Annotated in this window: 17 protein-coding genes; 13 read left to right on the top strand and 4 right to left on the bottom strand. The window is 62.5% G+C overall.

Features of this window, described 5'->3' with window-relative positions; all coding sequences use genetic code 11:
• Nucleotide 1: 1 nt before the first annotated feature.
• The 3 genes from H7R73_RS16655 to rimO form a co-directional block, all read right to left on the bottom strand.
• On the bottom strand, nt 2–985 hold the full coding sequence (locus H7R73_RS16655; protein WP_010673905.1) for an ABC transporter permease: 984 nt from the start codon (nt 983–985) through the stop codon (nt 2–4).
• Between the two features lie 117 nt (nt 986–1,102).
• Nucleotides 1,103–2,785, bottom strand: coding sequence for an ABC transporter substrate-binding protein (locus H7R73_RS16650; protein ID WP_103259753.1), 1,683 nt, complete (start codon nt 2,783–2,785; stop codon nt 1,103–1,105).
• A gap of 545 nt (nt 2,786–3,330) precedes the next feature.
• Nucleotides 3,331–4,659, bottom strand: coding sequence for a 30S ribosomal protein S12 methylthiotransferase RimO (gene rimO / locus H7R73_RS16645; protein WP_103259754.1), 1,329 nt, complete (start codon nt 4,657–4,659; stop codon nt 3,331–3,333).
• Nucleotides 4,660–4,926: 267 nt separating this feature from the next.
• Here rimO and H7R73_RS16640 point away from each other — a divergent pair, with 267 nt between their 5' ends.
• Nucleotides 4,927–6,018, top strand: coding sequence for an HD domain-containing phosphohydrolase (locus H7R73_RS16640; RefSeq protein WP_041215594.1), 1,092 nt, complete (start codon nt 4,927–4,929; stop codon nt 6,016–6,018).
• A gap of 245 nt (nt 6,019–6,263) precedes the next feature.
• Here the strand turns inward: H7R73_RS16640 and H7R73_RS16635 are convergent, their stop codons facing one another.
• Entirely contained in the window at nt 6,264–7,538 is a 1,275-nt protein-coding gene (locus tag H7R73_RS16635; protein WP_011191341.1) for an IS4-like element ISApu2 family transposase, read from the bottom strand.
• Nucleotides 7,539–7,799: 261 nt separating this feature from the next.
• Here H7R73_RS16635 and H7R73_RS16630 point away from each other — a divergent pair, with 261 nt between their 5' ends.
• From H7R73_RS16630 to H7R73_RS16575, 12 genes are all read left to right on the top strand, one after another.
• Nucleotides 7,800–8,168 (top strand): ArsR/SmtB family transcription factor, encoded by a 369-nt coding sequence (locus H7R73_RS16630; RefSeq protein WP_039039917.1) that lies wholly within the window; start codon nt 7,800–7,802, stop codon nt 8,166–8,168.
• 84 nt (nt 8,169–8,252) lie between these two features.
• The gene (gene arsB, locus H7R73_RS16625) at nt 8,253–9,317 is read left to right on the top strand and encodes an ACR3 family arsenite efflux transporter (RefSeq protein WP_103259755.1); all 1,065 of its coding nucleotides are present in this window, start codon (nt 8,253–8,255) and stop codon (nt 9,315–9,317) included.
• A 51-nt stretch (nt 9,318–9,368) separates the two neighbouring features.
• Nucleotides 9,369–9,794: a glutaredoxin-dependent arsenate reductase gene (gene arsC, locus H7R73_RS16620; RefSeq protein WP_182951332.1), complete on the top strand. Its 426-nt coding sequence runs from the start codon at nt 9,369–9,371 to the stop codon at nt 9,792–9,794.
• Nucleotides 9,795–9,897: 103 nt separating this feature from the next.
• The gene (gene befA, locus H7R73_RS16615; protein ID WP_041212621.1) at nt 9,898–10,674 is read left to right on the top strand and encodes a beta cell expansion factor BefA; all 777 of its coding nucleotides are present in this window, start codon (nt 9,898–9,900) and stop codon (nt 10,672–10,674) included.
• 139 nt (nt 10,675–10,813) lie between these two features.
• Nucleotides 10,814–11,200, top strand: a complete 387-nt coding sequence (locus tag H7R73_RS16610; protein WP_103259757.1) for a hypothetical protein — start codon at nt 10,814–10,816, stop codon at nt 11,198–11,200.
• A gap of 129 nt (nt 11,201–11,329) precedes the next feature.
• The gene (gene fliE, locus H7R73_RS16605; RefSeq protein WP_029314161.1) at nt 11,330–11,647 is read left to right on the top strand and encodes a flagellar hook-basal body complex protein FliE; all 318 of its coding nucleotides are present in this window, start codon (nt 11,330–11,332) and stop codon (nt 11,645–11,647) included.
• Nucleotides 11,648–11,702: 55 nt separating this feature from the next.
• Entirely contained in the window at nt 11,703–13,403 is a 1,701-nt protein-coding gene (gene fliF, locus H7R73_RS16600) for a flagellar basal-body MS-ring/collar protein FliF (protein WP_041212623.1), read from the top strand.
• The gene (fliG, locus tag H7R73_RS16595) at nt 13,396–14,457 is read left to right on the top strand and encodes a flagellar motor switch protein FliG (RefSeq protein ID WP_010673917.1); all 1,062 of its coding nucleotides are present in this window, start codon (nt 13,396–13,398) and stop codon (nt 14,455–14,457) included. The genes fliF and fliG overlap by 8 nt, the downstream gene beginning before the upstream one ends.
• A 70-nt stretch (nt 14,458–14,527) precedes the next feature.
• The gene (fliH, locus tag H7R73_RS16590) at nt 14,528–15,331 is read left to right on the top strand and encodes a flagellar assembly protein FliH (protein ID WP_010673918.1); all 804 of its coding nucleotides are present in this window, start codon (nt 14,528–14,530) and stop codon (nt 15,329–15,331) included.
• Between the two features lie 74 nt (nt 15,332–15,405).
• Complete coding sequence (gene fliI / locus H7R73_RS16585) at nt 15,406–16,737, top strand: flagellar protein export ATPase FliI (RefSeq protein WP_182951331.1); 1,332 nt, start codon at nt 15,406–15,408, stop codon at nt 16,735–16,737.
• A 16-nt stretch (nt 16,738–16,753) separates the two neighbouring features.
• Nucleotides 16,754–17,194 carry a flagellar export protein FliJ gene (gene fliJ / locus H7R73_RS16580; protein WP_039039911.1) on the top strand — a complete coding sequence of 147 codons (441 nt, stop codon included), beginning with the start codon at nt 16,754–16,756 and terminating at the stop codon, nt 17,192–17,194.
• Between the two features lie 87 nt (nt 17,195–17,281).
• A complete protein-coding gene (locus H7R73_RS16575; protein ID WP_103259759.1) occupies nt 17,282–19,183 on the top strand; it encodes a flagellar hook-length control protein FliK in 1,902 nt (633 codons plus the stop codon).
• Nucleotides 19,184–19,189 lie beyond the last annotated feature (6 nt).

Here is a 19,189-nt window from a genome sequence, read left to right as displayed (position 1 = left end):
CTTATTTGCCTCCTGTACGCAGACGGGGATCCAGGAAGACGTAGAGCACGTCCGCCAGGAAATTGAAGCTGAGCATGGTGATGGTCATGATGAGCAGTTGCCCCTGGATGAGGGGGTAGTCACGGGCCAGGATGCCCTGATAGAGGGTCAGTCCCAGGCCGGGGTAGTTGAAGATCACCTCGGTGATGAGGGATCCGCCGATGACGAAACCGAGCGCCATGGAGAGGGCGGTGACGCTGGGCAGCACGGCGTTGCGGGCGCCGTAGTTGAAGATCACCCGGTTGCTGGAGAGCCCCTTGGCCTTGGCCATGGTGATGTAGTCCTCGCCCAGGAGGTTGATCATGTTGTTGCGCATGGTGATGAGAAAGCCCCCTACCTGCACCGCGGCCAGGGTGCCCACCGGCATGATGGCGTGCAGCAGGATGCTCTTGATGTGTTCCCAGCCAAAATCGGCGGGGATCTCGGGGCTGTAGGCGTAGCCGATGGGCAGCCAGCCGAGGCTCACGCCGAACAGGAAGAGGGCGAGCAGGGAGACCACCACGGGGGGGATGGCCTGCATCACCAGGGTGAGCGGGGAGAGGATGCTGTCCATGCGTCCGCCCCGGTACCAGGCGGCGAAGATGCCGACGATGGAGCCGATGGAGAAGCTCAGAATGGTGGAGGTGCCCACCAGGAACAGGGTCCAGCCGATGGCGCGGCCGAGGACGTCGGCAACCGGTTGGGGGTAGTAGCGCACCGAGGTGCCGAGATCCCAGGTGAAGACGCTCTTCACATAGGTGAGAAACTGGGTGCCGATGGGGCCGTCCACGAAACCGAAGGTGGCTTTGAGGGCTTCCAGTGCGGCGGGTTCCATCATGGCGCCGGCCCGGGCAAACATGACGGAGACGGGGTCTCCCGGCATGGCTCTGGGTAGCAGGAAGTTGATGGTGGCGGCCACCAGGAAGGCGACCAGATAGAAGGAGAAGCGTCTAAGTATAAATCCCATGGTGATACCTTTTACTGCAAGCCTGCCCCGCGCCGGGCAAAGCTCCCCCAACCCCGGCAGGTGCGGGGGATGGAAGACATGGCGGGGAAGAGGGCCCCCCGCAGGGGGCCGGGGTGATTAGCTGTTTGGCTTGAGTGACAGCACGTGCAGCAGACGCTCCGGAGTGTCCGGGTGAACCTGCGGCTTGGCGACCGGGTTGTCGGCACTGAACCAGCCATTGAAGCGCTTGGTGCTGTATTCGTACCAGGTCGGGTTGTTGAACACCGGGATGATGGTCTGGTTGGCCCCGACACGCTCCTGGATGGCGAACATGATCTCCTTCTGCTTGGCCGCATCGGCGGTCTGGGTGAAGTCGTCGATCAGCTTGTCGAGCTCGGGATCCTTGTAGCGGGGCGCCGCGAAGCGGTTGCCGCGCTCACCCATGTTACGGGAGTGGAAGGCGGTCTCGAAGTACTTGTGCGGGTTGGCACCGGCAAAGTAACCCTGCAGGGCGACGTCGAAGTCACCGGTGATCAGGGACTCGGTCCAGACGGTGGCTTCCGGGGTGGCGGTCTTGGCGTTCAGGCCCAGGGCCTGCAGGCCTTCGACCCCGATCTGGACGGTGTTGACCCAGTCGGTCCAGCCGTTCGGTACCAGCACTTTGAACTCGATCTTCTTGCAGCTCGGGGTGTCGAGGAACTTGTCGCCGTCACAGTCCTTGTAGCCCGCCTGTTTCAGCAGGGCCTTGGCCCCTTCCAGGTCGAACTTGTTGTACTTGCCGTACTTCTTCTCGACGTCCGGGTTGTCCCAGGAAGCGAATGCCTTGCCAAGCCCTGACGGGTACTCGTTGACGGTGGGGTAGCCGTAGCCTGCGATGTCCACCATGGACTGGCGGTCCATGGCCATGGAGAAGGCACGGCGGAAGTTGATGTCGTTGAAGGCTTCGTGGTTGCCCGGGTTCTTGCTCTGGAAGTTGACGTTGAACGCCACTGTGCCGGAGGCGGGGAACCAGTACTTGTTGTTCTTGGGATCGTTGCCGACGTAGAGGCGCTCGATGTCCGGTACGAAGGAGCCGAACCAGTCCACGTCACCCTTCATCACGGCGGCCAGTACCTGGTCGTTGGTGGCCATCTGCGGCATGCGCAGGCAGTCGATGGAGAGGCTGGCGTTGTCCCAGTAGTGCGGGTTGCGGCACTGGGTGTAGAGCTGGGCGGAGAAGTTGTCCACTTCGGTGAAGGGACCGGTCCCGACCGGCTTGTCGTTGGTGAAGGCCACCGGGTCTTTCACCGACTTCCACTGATGCTCCGGCACGATGGGCACCAGCACCAGGTCGTTCACCACGTTGGTGTTGATCTCGGCCAGGTCGAATTTGACCTTGTGGTCACCCAGCTTCTCGACACCCTTGATCTGGGTCCAGATGGAGCGCTCGTCCAGCGCCTTGTCGGCCTTGACCAGGTTGAAGGAGAAGAGGATGTCGTCGGCGGTGAAGGCTTCACCATCGGACCACTTGACCCCTTCGCGCAGGTCGAAGGTGACGGATTTCAGATCATCGCTGAAGGCGTAGTGGGTAGCCAGACGATAGACGGGTTTGCCACCCTGCATATCGTTGAAGATCACCAGCGGCTCATAGATGAAGTGACGGGTGGTGTGGAGCAGACCCGCTTGCAGGAAGGGGTTGAAGTTCTTGACCCATGCGGTTTCCTGCTGGGCAACCAGGGTCAGCACCGTCTTGTTGTCGGCGGCCATGGCTGTGCCGGTGGCACCGGCAAGCAGAGTTCCCAGCATGACTGAGGTTGCGATTTTGGATACTTTGGCAAGCATATTTTTTCCTTTCTTATTGGTCTTCCATGGTTTTGGAATGGAGCACCGACATCGCATGCTTGGATACCGGCCCTCGCTGTTGGTCAGGTTTTGCACCCTTGTAGTTGTGTCGTCCAACGCCCTTAGAAAAGCAGAATTAACAGGAAAACAACAACTCTTCATTTCGTCGATATCGTAAAAATTGCACGGCGCACGTCATTATCGTCAAAATGTATTTTTAATCCTTTTAAATTATACAGTTGCATTAATTCTCACAAAGTAAAAAGTCACCTTGCCACTCCCTGTGACAACGATAATGTGAGCTGGATCGTGCTCGTTTTTTCCCCGTTGACACGGCTTATTTTTGTGCAGGAAACAAGCGACTCACGCGAGCGGAGAGAAGTGTGCGCTGGTTCACGGGCGCGTGCGAAAAGAGGGAGGGGAGGGAGATCAGTGATGAGGGGCGGGACAGGGGATGACAGGGGGGCATGCAAGAGCCTGAGGGGCGGCGGACATTAAAAAAGCCAGTCGGTGAGACCGACTGGCTTTGAGGGGGAGTGGCGTGATTATTCCACCAGGCTGGCCCAGAGGTCGTACTCGTCCGCTTCGTCGATGCGGACCTTGACCATGTCGCCGGGCTTGAGGCCGGTTTCACAGTTCAGGTAGACCAGGCCGTCGATCTCGGGGGCATCGGCGGCGGAGCGGCCGGTGGCACCCTCTTCGTCCACCTCGTCAATCAGCACCAGCATCTCTTTGCCCACTTTACGGGCCAGCTTGCGGATGGAGACCTGCTGTTGCAGTTCCATGAAGCGCTGGAAGCGCTCTTCCTGCACCTCGGCCGGCACCGGATCCGGCAGCTCGTTGGCCTTGGCACCCTCGACCGGGCTGTATTTGAAGCAGCCAACCCTGTCCAGTTCCGCCTTGTCGATGAAGTCCAGCAGCATCTGGAACTCTTCCTCGGTCTCGCCGGGGAAGCCGACGATGAAGGTGGAGCGCAGGGTGATCTCGGGGCAGATCTCGCGCCACTTCTGGATGCGCTCCAGGGTGCGCTCGACGGAGCCGGGGCGCTTCATCAATTTGAGGATGCGCGGGCTGGCGTGCTGCAGCGGGATGTCGAGGTAGGGGAGGATTTTGCCGTCGCGCATCAGGGGGATGACGTCATCCACGTGCGGGTACGGGTAGACGTAGTGCAGGCGCACCCACATACCGAGCTTGGCCAGCTCTTCGCACAGGGCCACCATGCTGGTCTTGACCGGCATGCCGTCGTAGAAACCGGTGCGGTGCTTGACGTCCACGCCGTAGGCGGAGGTGTCCTGGGAGATCACCAGGATCTCCTTCACGCCAGCCTCTTTCAGGCGCTTGGCTTCGGCCAGCACTTCGCCGATGGGGCGGCTCACCAGATCCCCGCGCATGGAGGGAATGATGCAGAAGGTGCAGCGGTGGTTGCAGCCTTCGGAAATCTTGAGATAGGCGTAGTGGCGCGGGGTCAGCTTGACGCCCTGGGCCGGCACCAGGCTGGTGAAGGGGTTGTGGGTGGGTTTTTCCACGTATTTGTGGACGTGGCCCAGCACCTCTTCATAGGCGTGGGGACCGGTGATCTCGAGCACCTTGGGGTGGATCTCGCGGATCTGGTTCTCTTTGGCACCCAGGCAGCCGGTGACGATCACCTTGCCGTTCTCGGCCAGGGCTTCACCGATGGCTTCCAGGGACTCCTGCACCGCGCTGTCGATGAAGCCGCAGGTGTTGACCACCACCAGCTCCGCATCGTCATAGCTGGGCACCACGTCGTACCCTTCGGTACGCAGCTGGGTCAGGATGCGTTCGGAATCGACCAGGTTTTTGGGGCAACCCAAGGAGACGAATCCTACTTTGGGGGCCTGTTTTGTGTTGGACATCGCTCAATCACTCTTAGGTGGCTCTTATTCAAGGGCGCGGATTTTACCGGAATGGCTAACCAAAAACTATACAGCCGACACGTCGGAAGCGAACAATCTCTTTGTCCGGGGACGCGGGGTGGGGCGGGCGTGACATGACCACGGGCAGGGAGGGGGCCGTCGCCGGTGCGGGCGGGATCACGATCCCTGTGCGCCGTCACCATTTGGCAGGAGGGGCAAAAAGGGTGTCACTATACTCCCAACAGGCCTATCAGAAGGATGTGCGGGATGGAGAGTTCATTTGGTGAGAAAGTGCAGAACGTGCACGCCACCCTCAGACAGCGCTTTGACAAGTTGAGCCGGGTGGCGATCGCCATCTACGACCCGCAGACGGACCAGCTCAAGACCTTTGCCCACAGCACGGACGGGGGCTCGCCGCTGTTGCAGTACGAGGTCAGGCTGAGCGAGGTGCCTTCCCTGCGCTACCTGGCCGAGCACCAGCGGCCCAGGGTGCTCGACACCCTGGATTCCCTGCTGGGCTCCCCCTCCGAGCACAGCCGCAAAGTGCTGGCGGCCGGGTACGCGTCGAGCTATACCGAGCCGCTGCTGCTCAACAGTCGCTTGTTCGGCTTTCTGTTTTGCGATGCCAAAGAGCCCGGTTACTTCGATGGCGCCATTTGCGGTGAGCTGGCGGCCTATGCCCAGATCCTGGCGGCCATCATCGCGGTGGAGTTCTTCTCCATCCAGACCCTGAACGGGGCCCTGACCACGGTGCGGGAGTTCAGCCGCTACCGGGACGAGGAGACCGCCAATCACCTGCACCGCATGTCGGCCTATTCGCGGCTCATCGCCCGGGAAGTGGCGGCCCATTACCCCTTGAGTGACGAGGAGGTGGAGTTCATTCACCTTTTTTCCGAGCTGCACGATATCGGCAAGATTGCGGTGCCCGACGCCATCCTGCTCAAGCCGGGCAAGCTCACGGCCGAGGAGTACGGGGTGATGAAGACCCACCCCTTCAAGGGGCGGGAGATGATCGCCCTGATGATCCGCGAGTTCGGCCTGGACGGCATCCATCACACCGACATGCTGAAGAACATCATCGCCTACCACCACGAGCGTTTCGACGGTCAGGGCTACCCGGAAGGACTGGCGGGGGAGGCGATCCCCCTGGAAGCCCGCATCGTCGCGGTGGCGGATGTGTTTGACGCCCTCACCAGCGAGCGTCCCTACAAGCAGGCCTGGCCCCTCGAAACGGCCTTTGAATACCTCAAGACCCATGCCGGCAGCCAGTTCGACCCTGTCTGCGTCGCGGCGGCGCTGCAAAGCCGGGAGGCGTTTTGTGCCATCCATCGGCAATATCGGGATCCCGTGATCACCTGATTGCGCCCCTCTCTCCTCCCCGGTTTCTCCCGGATTCCCCAGGCCCCGTCATCTGACGGCGGGGCCCTGGGGCCCTCTCTCGTTTCATCGCCTTTTGGTGCATCCGGCGCCGGGGTTGTTCTGCGGCATTGCGGCGGGGCAGGGCGCCGCGGTGAGCGGGGCGGCCAACGGGAGGATTGTCCGGGGTAAGGTCATAAGAGTGCCTTATAAAGAGAGGCCAGATATTAGCCATCATGTACAGAACCTTAAGCGGCAAGCGAATTAATAATACCGTCTAACGTGTTGTTTTGCTTGGATTTTCTCTGCCTACTCTTTTTGCCGTTTTTGGATAAATACACCATTGCCCACTCCAACTTCTCTGTTATTTCCTGCCACGCACCATGGATGATGCTCGCCAATATCGGCATTAACCAAAGCGCGCTGTTTTTGGCAATCTTCAGCATCGATAACTCCGCGCTGCCAATCAGCGTCAGCGCCAGCCGACGTTTGACCAGCAAGGCCAGCAAACTAGCCCAGATCAAGCCTTCCGCTATCGCTTTTTGTCGTGTCGCGAACGCCTTCAACCGGTTATGTGATTTCAGCTCTTTGAACAACAGTTCGATCTGCCAACGGCAACGATACAATGCCATCACCTTCTCGGCTGGCCATCGCTCACGCGGAAGATTGGTCATCCATATACAGAACCGTTTTTCCTCTGCAAACCAACGTCTTATGAGTCGATATTTATACTTTCCCGAACTCACATCCAGATCCAGAACCTCGGCTCTGCAGCTTCTCCGATCGATATCCTTGAGCTTTTTTCCGAGTAACTTGGGCATTTCCCTGCCGTCCTGTCGGTAAGCTGCCTGTACTTTGGGATTGAGATTTTGACTCCCTCTGACCAGATAGCTTCCTTTGGCTTTGGTCACATCAGCAAAGTACTCGCGGCTGATGTAACCGGCATCCGCCAATAACAGTTTGTTATTTAACGAATTTGCGGCCGGAAGATGCTTGCGCTCCGATTCGGTATCCGCCGTGATACTCATCGATATCGGCGACTGGTCCAGCAAGGACATGGTCATATGACACTCTACCGCAGCGGGGCTGTGCTTATTGAATCGGCCCGGGAAATGTTCTGCCAATTGCGGATGTAACGCGAATGACGACCCGTCCTGCAGCAGTACCTGCTCAAAGCCTGCCAGTCCGTGGGCGTCCGGTAGACACTCCTTGAGGCGTAAGGCGATGGCTCGTTCAACCAGTGCGCGCATGAACAAGGGAAAACCCTGCTTGCGTAACTGGTTGTGAAAGGGTTTATACGCTATTTGGTCAGTATCATGGAGCTGCAACGCATTGAAATGGCGATGCAAACCAGCAATACCATCCACCTTGTCGCAACCAAGCCCTGAGAGCAGAGCCGGGAGTAGTCTCGCAGGCTGGATATCCCGGAGTCGCTGACAAAAACCGGTAAATTTACCGATCCGGTTGAGTTCAGAAGAGCTAAGAAGTTGCTTGAGGTACTGGGTTGCATTGATAATAGTCATGGCTTCGGGCGTGTCGGTTTTTTTTTGCGATTAAATCAGATCACAAACGAAGCCTTTTTTCTATCTATTTCAATTGGTTGTAGCTAAAGATCCTGTACATGTATTAGCCATATGACTGGCATGAGGCCGCTGGCGGGCACGACATGGCCGGGGCGGCGCCTCTGGCGGCTCGTCCCGTCGCGATGTCGGCTCGGTGGTGACACTTTGATCATTTCAATAATTCTTGTATAGTTGAAATGAAGCATCCAAGGGGGGAGACCCATGAACAAAGAGACGGCCACCAAGGTCTTTGAATCGCTGGCTTCCGGGATCCGGCTCGAGGTGTGGCGGCTGCTGGTCAAGGCCGGGCTGGAGGGGCGGGTCGCGGGGGAGCTGGCCGGCGAGCTCGACATCGCTCCCAATACCCTCTCGTTTCACCTCAAGGGGATGCTCAACGCCGGGTTGCTGTCGGTGGAGCAGGAGGGGCGTTTTCTGCGCTATCGCGCCAACATCCCCCTGATGCTGGGGGTGATCGCCTACCTCACCGAGGAGTGCTGCGCCGGTCATCCCGAGGCGTGCGGCCTGCTGCCCGCCGGGCCCGGCAGCGCTTCCCGCGCCGAGGGGTCGTCGCCCTGCTGCGGCGAGTCGTAACGGGCCAGGGCTGTCTATGCCCATGTGCCGTGTCATTCATCTATTCAACCTGGGGTGCGAGCGTGGATCGCACCGGGAGTCATCATGTCTGCAAGCTGTGAGGCCAAGGCAGCCCCTGCCATCGGCTTTTTTGAACGTTATCTGACCGCCTGGGTCGCCCTCTGCATCCTGGTGGGCATTGGTCTGGGGCAGGGGTTGCCGAGCCTCTTCAAGGCCATCGGCGCCATGGAGGTGGCCAGGGTCAACCTGCCGGTGGGGCTGCTTATCTGGGTGATGATCATCCCCATGCTGCTCAAGATAGATTTTGGCGCCCTGCACCAGGTGAAGGGGCACCTCAAGGGAATCGGGGTCACCCTCTTCATCAACTGGCTGGTCAAGCCCTTCTCCATGGCCTTCCTCGGCTGGCTCTTCATCCGCGTGCTGTTTGCCGACTGGCTGCCGGCGGATCAGCTGGACAGCTACGTGGCGGGTCTCATCCTGCTGGCGGCGGCCCCCTGCACCGCCATGGTGTTTGTCTGGAGTCGCCTCACCAACGGCGATCCCTACTTCACCCTGTCGCAGGTGGCGGTGAACGACCTCATCATGGTGTTTGCCTTTGCCCCGCTGGTGGCGCTGCTGCTCGGGGTCTCCAGCATAGTCGTGCCCTGGGATACCCTGCTCACCTCGGTGGTGCTCTACATCGTCATCCCCGTCATCCTCGCCCAGCTGCTGCGCAAGGCCTTGCTGAGAAAGGGGCAGGCTCATTTTGACGGCGTCATGACACTCATCCAGCCCTGGTCGGTGGCGGCCCTGTTGCTCACCCTGGTGCTGCTGTTCGCCTTTCAGGGCAACGCCATCATCGAGCAGCCGCTGGTCATCGCCCTCCTGGCGGTGCCCATCCTGATCCAGGTGCTGTTCAACTCCGGGCTGGCCTACTGGCTCAACCGCAAGGTGGGGGAGAAGCACTCGGTGGCCTGCCCTTCCGCCCTGATCGGGGCCTCCAACTTCTTCGAGCTGGCGGTGGCCGCCGCCATCAGCCTGTTCGGCTTTCATTCCGGCGCGGCGCTCGCCACCGTGGTCGGGGTGCTCATCGAGGTGCCGGTCATGCTGCTGGTGGTGCGCGTGGTCAACGCCAGCAAACCCTGGTACGAGGCGGGGCTAAGCCGCTAACGGATGGCCACTAACCCATTTCTATTCACTTGAGTCATGAGAGACAGGTAAATGAGTGCAATCACTATCTATCACAACCCGGAGTGCGGCACCTCCCGCAACACCCTCGCGCTGATTCGCAACAGCGGTGTGGAGCCCACCATCATTCACTATCTGGAGACGCCCCCCTCCCGCGACGAGCTGGTGGCCCTGATCGCCGCCATGGGCATGCCGGTGCGCGATCTGCTGCGCAAGAACGTGCCCCCCTACGAGGCGCTGGGGCTGGCAGAAGATCGCTTCAGCGATGACGAACTGATCGATGCCATGCTGGCCCACCCCATCCTCATCAACCGGTCCATCGTGGTCACCCCCCTCGGCACCCGGCTGTGCCTCCCGTCGGAGGTGGTGCTCGATATCCTGCCCGACCCGCAGCAAGGGGCCTTTGCCAAGGAGGATGGCGAGCAGGTGGTGGACGGCCAGGGCAAACGGCTTCGTTGAGCCCCTGCGCGTCAGCGTCTGACCCGCGCCGGGGGGATGCCCTTAACGGGCAGGCGCCAGATCTGCTACTGTGACCTTCGACTCATCACAGAGGGTGGAAACAATGAAGATTCGATTCCTGGTGATAGCCACGGCACTGGCGCTGGCCTCGACCCCCGGTCTGGCCGACTGGGCAAAGCTGAAGGAGGCCGCCTCCGAACTCGGTACCGCGGTGAGCGATACCAGCAAGGAGGCGTGGAAGGGGATCACCGATTTTTCCAAGGAGACCTGGGAGTCGGTGTCCAGCTGGGGGGCCGAAGCCTACAACAAGGCGGGGGCCTGGACGGCAGAGAGCGCGGCCACCGGCAAGGAGTGGCTGACCGCCGCCGACAAGAAGCTCGACACCATGCTCGAGCCCAAGACCCCGGAGGAGGCGAGAACCGCCCTCGATACCATGGCCGATACCGCCCTGGTGCGGCTGTTCAACGAGCAGCCCTCGGCCAAGTTGCTGTTTGACAAGGCTTATGGCTATGCGGTGTTCGACTCGCGCAAGTTCTCCCTGATGATCCATACCAATCAGGGGGCCGGGGTCGCCGTCAATCGCACCAGTGGCAAGCACACCTACATGAAGATGTTCGGTGCCGGTCTTGCGGCCGGGATCGGCGGCAAGTTCTACCAGCAGGTGATCCTGTTCGAGGACAAGGCGAGGTTCGATGCCTTCGTCAGCAAGGGGTGGGAAGCCACCTCCGAGGTGGGCGCCGTGGCGGGCAAGGAGAGCGCCGAGCTCACCGCCAAGTACAATGGGGGCATGGCCATCTACCAGATTGGCGAGAAGGGGCTGTTGCTTGACGCCAACATCTCGGGCTCCAAGTACTGGCTGGATGATGACCTGAACAAGTGATCCCTGCCGATCTGACTCGTTTTTTCTTGGAGGAGATCGAGGTGCACTCTGTTTAATTGTCGGGACTTGCAGTAAAAAGAGGGCCTTGGGCCCTCTTTTTCATGGGCGCCGCACAGAGTCCAGCGACAAGGAGAGCAAGATGACCCATGAGGCCGAACAGGAGCGGATGGCTGCCCACCGCCGGGAGTGGGACAAGCAGAGCATCTATCTGCGCCTGCAGGAGGGGATCCCGGCCGCGTTCTGGGTCTGGGGGGATCTGGTGGCACCGCTCGAACCCTGCCTGACACAGGGTGATCAGGGGGCATCCTTCGGTTGGGGGGAGGCCGACGAGGCCAGCCTGGCGCTTTCCCATGCCATCATCGCCAGGCTGGTGAGCGTGGGGCTGGTGGCCCCGGAGCAGGCGGGGGAGAAGGCCCGCTACCTGCGCGACGAGGTGCTGGCCAAGCTGCCTGCAGGCGAGCACTACGATCTGCACCTGAGTTACCTGCGGCTGCTGCTGGGCGATCCCCCCGGATCGGCAACCTGATCCCCGGATGGCCGGTGCCCGCCGGCCTGATCGCGCCCCGCTTTTATCCCTGATCTCGAGATCTCGCTCTGGTTGGCACCTTTATTGCTTCAAGCCAGTCAGTGTCAATGATTTGTCTGGGAAGGGAAGATGGAAATTAGCGCAAGCAGCCTGATGCAAGAGATGCAGGCCCTCAAGGTGGAAGCCGGTGCCACGCCGTTGACCCAGCCCGGTCGTCCGGTCAGCTCCGATTTCGGCCAGATGCTGCAACAGGCCCTGGACAACGTCAACGAGTTGCAGGGCACCGCCAACGATCTGCGTACCCGCTTCGATCTCGGCGACAAGTCGGTGGATCTCTCCCAGGTGATGATCGCCGGCCAGAAATCCTCCATCGCCTTCGAGGCGACGGTGCAGGTGCGCAACAAGATGGTCGATGCCTACAAGACCATCATGAACATGCCGGTGTAACTCGGGCCCATGGCGACCGAGCATCATGAAGATGTCAGCAACAAGGACATAAACCGTGGCAACTGATCAAAACGGCGATCTGCTGATCAACAACGAGGGGGCGGCCGCCCTCGACGAGCACGAGCAGAAGAGCTCGGCGCTGGGCTTCCTGTCCAACACCGATGTGTTGCGCCAGATCACCCTGATCCTGGGGCTGACCATCTGTCTGGCCATCGCCGTCTTCATCCTCTTGTGGGGCAAGGAGCCGGAGATGCGTCCCCTCGGCACCTTCACCACCCAGGAGCTGGTCTCCACCCTGGATTACCTGGATCAGCAGAAGATCCCCTATCAGGTGGATGGCAAGAGCGTGCTGGTCAGTGCTGAAAACTATGCGGACATCCGGTTGCGCCTGACCCGCGCCGGTCTGGCCAACAACAGCGACGCCAGCAACGACGGCGAAGCCATCCTGCTCAAGGACTCCAGCTTCGGCGTCAGCCAGCGCATGGAGAGCGAGCGCCTGAAACTGAGCCGCGAGCGCCAGCTGGCGAGCGCCATCGAGCAGTTCCAGAACGTCGCCAAGGCCCAGGTGCTGCTGGCCATCCCGAAAGACAACGTGTTTGCCCGCAACGAACGCAAGCCCAGCGCCACCGTGGTCCTGAGCCTCAAGGGCAACGCCCTGGGCCAGGGTGAGGTGGACTCCATCGTCGACATGGTCGCCTCCGCCGTTCACGGTCTGGAGCCGACCCGCGTCACCGTGACCGACCAGAACGGTCGCCTGCTCAACTCCGGCTCCCAGGATCCCCTCTCTGCCCAGACCCGCAAGGAGTTTGCGATGCAGCAGAAGCAGGAGCTCGAATACAAACAAAAAATTGACGCCATCCTGATCCCGGTGCTGGGGGCCGACAACTATACGGCAGAGGTGGATCTCTCCCTCGACTTCTCCCAGCAGGAACAGACCCGCAAGACCTACAACCCGGACCTGCCGGCGGTGCGCTCCGAAATGACCATGGAAGAGAACAGCGCCAGCGGCAGCAACGGCGGGGTACCCGGCGCCCTCTCCAACCAGCCGCCCGCTGCGTCCAACATTCCCGAGCAGGCTGCCGGCGGGGAAGGAACCGCCTCTTCCGGCCGTTCCCGCAAGGAAGCGACCCGCAACTTCGAACTGGACACCACCGTCAGCCACATCCGGCGCCAGCAGGGCGGCATTCGCCGCATGACGGTGTCGGTGGCGGTAGATTACAAGGCCATCCCCGGCGCCGACGGTGCCGTGACCCGGGAAGCCCGCAGCCAGGCCGAACTCGATACCCTGCGCCGTCTGCTGAGCGGCGGTCTGGGCTTTGACGTGACCCGGGGGGATACCCTGGAGGTGGTCGCCATTCCGTTCAACCGCCCGGAACTCGAGACCGTGGCCGACATCCCTCTCTACGAGCAGCCCTGGTTCTGGCGCGCGGTGCGCATCGCCGCCTCCGTGCTGGTCATCATAGTGCTCATCGTCACCGTGGTGCGACCCATGCTCAAGCGCCTGCTCTACCCGGACGCCAAGCCGGAAGGGGAGCTGGACTTCGACAACCACACCGTGCTGGGTGGCGACGACGAACTGAGCCTGCTGGCCGCCCAGGCCGAGGCCGAACCGGTATTCGGTCTGCGGGATGGTCAGCTCAAGCTGCCTGACCTGCACCGTGACGAGGATCTGCTCAAGGCCGTGCGCGCCCTGGTAGCGAACGAACCTGACCTGGCCGCCCAGGTCATCAAAGAATGGGTAACCAAAGATGCCTGAAGAGAATAAAAGCCAGGTCACCGGTAACGACATCACCGAAAGCCAGCGTCTGATCCTGGATCAGATGGGCGGCATGGAGATGGCGGCGGTGCTGATGCTGAGCCTCAACGAGGAGGATGCGGCCCAGATCTTCCGCCACCTCGAGCCCAAGCAGGTGCAGCGGCTCGGCATGTCCATGGCCTCCATGTCGGATTTCAGCCACGATCGGGTGGCGGCGGTGCATCGTCAATTTATCGACGACATCCAGAAGTACACCAACATCGGCATCGGCAGTGAAGACTTCGTGCGCAAGGCCCTGGTGGCGGCGCTCGGGGAGGACAAGGCCAGCAACCTGGTGGATCAGATCATCCTGGGGTCAGGTGCCCGCGGTCTCGACTCCCTCAAATGGATGGATGCCCGCCAGGTGGCCAGCATCATCCAGAACGAGCACCCGCAGATCCAGACCATCGTCCTCTCCTATCTGGAGCCGGAGCAGTCCGCCGAGATCCTGAGCCAGTTCCCGGAGCAGGTGCGCCTGGATCTGGTGATGCGCATTGCCAACCTCGAAGAGGTGCAACCGGCGGCGCTGCAGGAGCTCAACGACATCATGGAGAAACAGTTCGCCGGTGCGGCCGGTGCCCAGGCGGCCAAGATGGGCGGCCTGAAGGCGGCGGCCAACATCATGAACTACCTGGATACCAACATCGAAGGCCAGCTGATGGACTCCATCCGCGAGTCGGACGAGGAGATGAGCCAGCAGATCCAGGATCTGATGTTCGTGTTCGAAAACCTCATCGACGTGGACGATCGGGGCATCCAGACCCTGTTGCGGGAAGTGCCCGGGGATCTGCTGCAACGGGCCCTCAAGGGGTCGGACGACCAGATGCGGGAAAAAGTATTCAAGAACATGTCCAAGCGGGCCGCCGAGATGCTGGCGGACGACCTCGAGGCCATGGGGCCGATCCGGGTCTCCGAGGTGGAAGCCGCCCAGAAGGAGATCCTCTCCACCGCGCGCCGCCTGGCGGATGCGGGCGAGATCATGCTGGGGGCGGGTGGTGGCGAAGAGTTCCTCTAAGCCATGGGCCATGGAATGTGCGATGATGTCGGCCCCTGTACCCGGCCCTCGATAGGAGTCTCTTCGGCACATGAATGACAAGAACAGCAAACTGCGCGGCTATCTGAGGCCCGAGTCCGACACGGCGCAGATTGAGACCTGGGGCTGGCCAGAGATGGAGACCGAAGCAGAGGTCGAGACCAATGCCCTGGGGCTGGCTCCTGACTGGTATCGTCAGGAGCAGGCCGATGCGGCCCTGCCGGAAGAACAACCCGAAGAACCCGCCCCCAGCATCACCGCCGAAGAGGTGGAGGCGATTCGTCAGGCTGCCTGGGAAGAGGGGATGCGTGATGGGCGCGAGGCCGGTTTTGCCAAGGGGCTGGAAGAGGGCAAGCTCGAAGGCTTGCAGCAGGGCCACCAGGCTGGGCTGGAGCAGGGCAGGGAAGAGGGACTCGCCATGGGGCGGGAGCAGGTGGAGCTGGAGATAGCCCGCTGGCAAGCCCTGGTCTCACGCCTGGCCACTCCCCTTGGCGAGATGGACGAGGCGGTGGAGCAGCAGCTCATCGCCCTGGTGCAGCAGCTCGCCCGCGCCCTCATCCGCCATGAGGCGCAAACCTCCCCCACGCTGCTGCTGGAGGCCCTCAAGCAGGGGTTGGCCCTGCTCCCTGCCGCCGAGCAGGGGGTCACCCTGATGCTGCACCCGGAGGATGTGACCCGGGTAGAGGCCGCCTTTGGCGCCGAGGAGTGCGCCAGGCGCCACTGGCGGCTGCAAAGCGAGCCGACCTTCTCCCCCGGCGATCTGCAACTGGCCACCGAGCTTTCCAGCATCGATCTCACCCTCTGTGGGCGCATCGATCAGCTGCTGCGCAACTTCCTGCGTGACAACGCGAGCTGAGCCATGGCCCGGTTCGAACCCGTCGTGCAGCGTCCTGCTGACGGCATCATCAGGCACTCATCGTCGGAGGCGACATGACGGCACCCCTTCTTGATCGGCTTAAAGGCTACCGGGTTCGCGAGCAGGCCCCCATACCGCCGGTGGCGGGCAAGCTCACCCGGGTGGTGGGGTTGACCCTGGAAGCCATTGGCTGCCGCGCCGCCATCGGCTCCCTGTGCCGCATCGGTACCCAGGATGGGGCCCTGGAGGCCGAGGTGGTGGGGTTTGCCGGGGATCGCCTGTTCTTGATGCCGAGCGAGCAGCTCAAGGGGGTCATTCCCGGCGCCCGGGTGGTGCCCGTCACCGAAGATCACGGCATTCCGGTGGGCATGAGTCTGCTTGGCCGGGTCATCGACGGCATCGGCCAGCCCCTGGACGGGCTCGGCCCCATCATCTCGTCCCAGACGGTGCAGTTCGCCCAGCACCGCATCAATCCCCTGGCCCGTCGCCCCATCCATCAACCCATGGACGTGGGGGTACGGGCCATCAATGCCGTGCTCACCGTGGGCCGGGGTCAGCGCATGGGGCTGTTCGCCGGCTCCGGTGTCGGCAAATCCGTGCTGCTTGGCATGATGACCCGGGGCTCGGTGGCGGATGTCGTCGTGGTGGGCCTCATCGGCGAGCGGGGCCGGGAGGTGAAGGAGTTCATCGAGGAGATCCTCGGCGCCGAGGGGCGCGAGCGCGCCGTGGTGGTGGCCGCCCCTGCCGATGCCTCGCCGCTGATGCGCCTCAAGGGGTGCGAGACGGCGCTCGCCATCGCCGAGTATTTCCGCGAGCAGGGGCTCAACGTGCTGCTGCTGATGGACTCCCTCACCCGCTACGCCCAGGCACAGCGGGAAATTGCACTGGCGGTGGGGGAGCCGCCGGCCACCAAGGGCTATCCCCCCTCGGTGTTTGCCAAATTGCCGGCGCTGGTGGAGCGGGCCGGCAACGGCAGCGACGGCCAGGGCTCCATCACCGCCTTTTTCACCGTGCTGACGGAGGGGGACGATCTGCAGGATCCCATCGCCGACGCGGCCCGGGCCATCCTTGACGGCCATATCGTGCTGGCGCGGGAGCTGGCGGATGCAGGCCACTATCCGGCCATCGACATCGAAAAATCCATCAGCCGGGTCATGCCCATGGTGACCTCACCGGAGCACATGGAGCTGGCGCGCACCTTCAAGCAGTTCTACTCCCTCTACCAGCAGAACCGGGACCTCATCACCATCGGCGCCTACAGCCAGGGCTCGGATCCGCGCATCGACCGGGCCATCATCCAGAAACCCTATCTGGATCAGTTCTTGCAGCAGAAAATGCGCGAGGTCATTCACTACGATGAAGGCCTGCAATCCCTGCAACTGGTGGCCATGCCCCTGATGCGTTGACCGGTGGAGAGCCCTTATGAGTAAAGGATTGACGTTGCTGGCGAGTCGGCTGGAGGAGGCCGAACAGCAGGCCGCCATGGCGCTGGCCAAGGCCCAGCAGGATCTCAAGCTGTTCATGGATCAGCAGAACGCCCTCAACCAGTACCGCCAGATCTACCACCAGCAGTGGACGGAGCGCGGTCTGCAGGGGATCAGCCCCCAGCAGAACAGCCAGTATCACGCCTTCATCAACAAGCTCGAAAACGCGGCGACCCAGCAGTACCAAGGGGTGTTGCAGGTGCGCGAGGCACTGGCCGAGTGCCGCACCCAGTGGCTCGAAGCCCAGCAGCGGCGCAAGGCGGTCGAGCTGCTGCTGGAGAAGAAGGCGGACAAGGTGCGCCAGAAGGCCCAGCGCCAGGAGCAGAAGATGCTGGATGACTACGCCATCCTGCGTCGTTATCACCAATCTGGCCTGTAATTTGCTTTCTTCCGGTCATGCGAGGCCGATGGGCCAAGCCATGACCGCACGTGCGGCCGTCACCGAATCGTCGTCAGGGATCCCAGCATGATACAGACCCCCTTGATTAGCACTCTCCCCCAGGCGCCTTCTGCCGATAGCAGCGCCACCCTGCTGGCTTCCACCGTCGGGGGCGAAGGGGGCGTGCAGCCGTCAGGCGAGGGCAAGGCCGCCTTCTCGCAAGCCATGGCCATGGCCCAGCTGATGGGCAAGGCGCCAGCCAGTCAGGGCAATCCACCACTCCAGGGCCCCGCCGAGGGCGCCCGGGAGGGGCTTGCCCCGGCTGCCAAATCTTTGGCGTCTGACGAGCCCGCCACCGAGTCTGCGTCTTCCTCGAAGGGGGCGGACGACGAGGGGGAGCTGCCTCCCGACGACTTCCTGCAACAGTTGCAAGCCTCCCTGCGCCAGGATGTGAGTCTGGTGGTGCCCCCGACATCGCCCGCCCTGGCCGGTGAGGCGGCGGCGCCTGTGGACGGCAACCCCTTGCCGCCTGGCGCCGCTGCGCCTGGGATGGCAGAGGGGGTGGGAATGGCAGAGGGCGTGGAGGCGGCAGAGGGGAGCGCCTTCCTGCCGCAGATGGCGCCAGAGCGTCAGCATGAAGAGAACAAAACGAAAGCCATCCACGGTGCGGCCCAAGGCGCCAGCGCCGTGCCGAGCGGTCAGGGTGCTCTGCCGCTGGGGGCGGAAGAGCCCCCCTTGGCCGATGACATTGCCGTGGCCGACCAGGGCGGAGCGACCCGCCAGCCCATGGCAGGCAAGGGAGCGGAGCCGGATGCCAAGGGGGTCGAGCCCCCTCTCTCGGGTCAGGAGCGTGCCGCCCTGCTCGCCAAAGTGGTGGCAGGAGAAAACGCCCTGGCTCCCACTGTCACCCGGGCTGACTCATCGCAAGAGGCACGGGTGGCCGATCCCCTGACGTCGGCCGGACAGGGGACAACCGCTTCCCGTGCCGCCAGCGCCTATGGCGATGGCGTGATCCGGACGGTGGCGCAGGGGCCGGCCTCTGCAGCCACACCGGAGTCCGCCCCGCCCGCGACGGCGGCAGGGGCAGAGAAGGAGGCCCCTGTCGCCGGTGAGGCCAGACAGGCCGAGGCCGCGAGCGGGCCGGGAGCCCGTGCAGGGGCCGAGCCTGCGGTGAATGCAGGGAGCAGCCAGCCCGTGACGACGGACGACCCGGCCCCAGTCCAGGCGGCGCCGCAGATCCTGGCCCGTCATGAATCCCAGGGGGCACAGGCCCCCCTGACGGCCCTCTCGGCGGGCCTGGACCAGATGGAGAGCGCCCCCGTGGTAGCCGCCGGCGCGGCCGTGTCGGTGAAGCCCGCAGTGGACAAGTCCCGGCTCGATGAGCTGGGCAAACAGTCGGGGATGGAGGTCAAGGGCAGTGAACCCGCCGTGGGGAGCCAGCCTTTGCATCAGGCACAGAGCCAGGTCGGCGAGAACCGACCGCTGGCCGAGGCGACCGTCAGACGGGAGCCTCAGAGCCTGCCCCACCTCAAGCTGGCGACCCCTGAGGCCCCCGAGCAGCTGCACCACAAGGTGAACCTGATGCTGGCGGACAAGCTGCAACAGGCGGAGATCCAGCTAGACCCCCTGGGGCTTGGCAAGATGAAGATCCAAATCCAGATGGATGCCTCCAGCCAGGCCAGCGTGCACTTCGTGGTGCAGCATGGCCAGACCCGTGAGATGCTGGAGCAGGCCATGCCGCGCCTGCGCGACATGCTGGCAGGGCAGGGGATCCAGCTCGGCCAGACCGTGGTGCAGCAACAGGCGCAGCAGCAAGCCTTCCAGCAGCAGGGGCAGTCATCCTCCCAGGGTCAGTCCGGTTTCGGTGACCAGGGGCGACAGGGGGGAAATGGTGGTGGCAGCGATGGCAGAGAGGCCGAGGGGAGCGCTCGCAACCTCACGCTGCTGGTGGAATCGGCAAACGATGCCGGAATCGATTTCTATGCTTGATGCATT

Origin of the sequence: Aeromonas sp. WP2-W18-CRE-05, from assembly GCF_014168615.1 — a bacterium.
GTDB classification, from domain to species: Bacteria; Pseudomonadota; Gammaproteobacteria; order Enterobacterales; family Aeromonadaceae; genus Aeromonas; species Aeromonas caviae.
The sequence above is the reverse complement of the archived record's forward strand: the minus strand, read 5'-3'. Positions and strand labels throughout refer to the sequence as shown.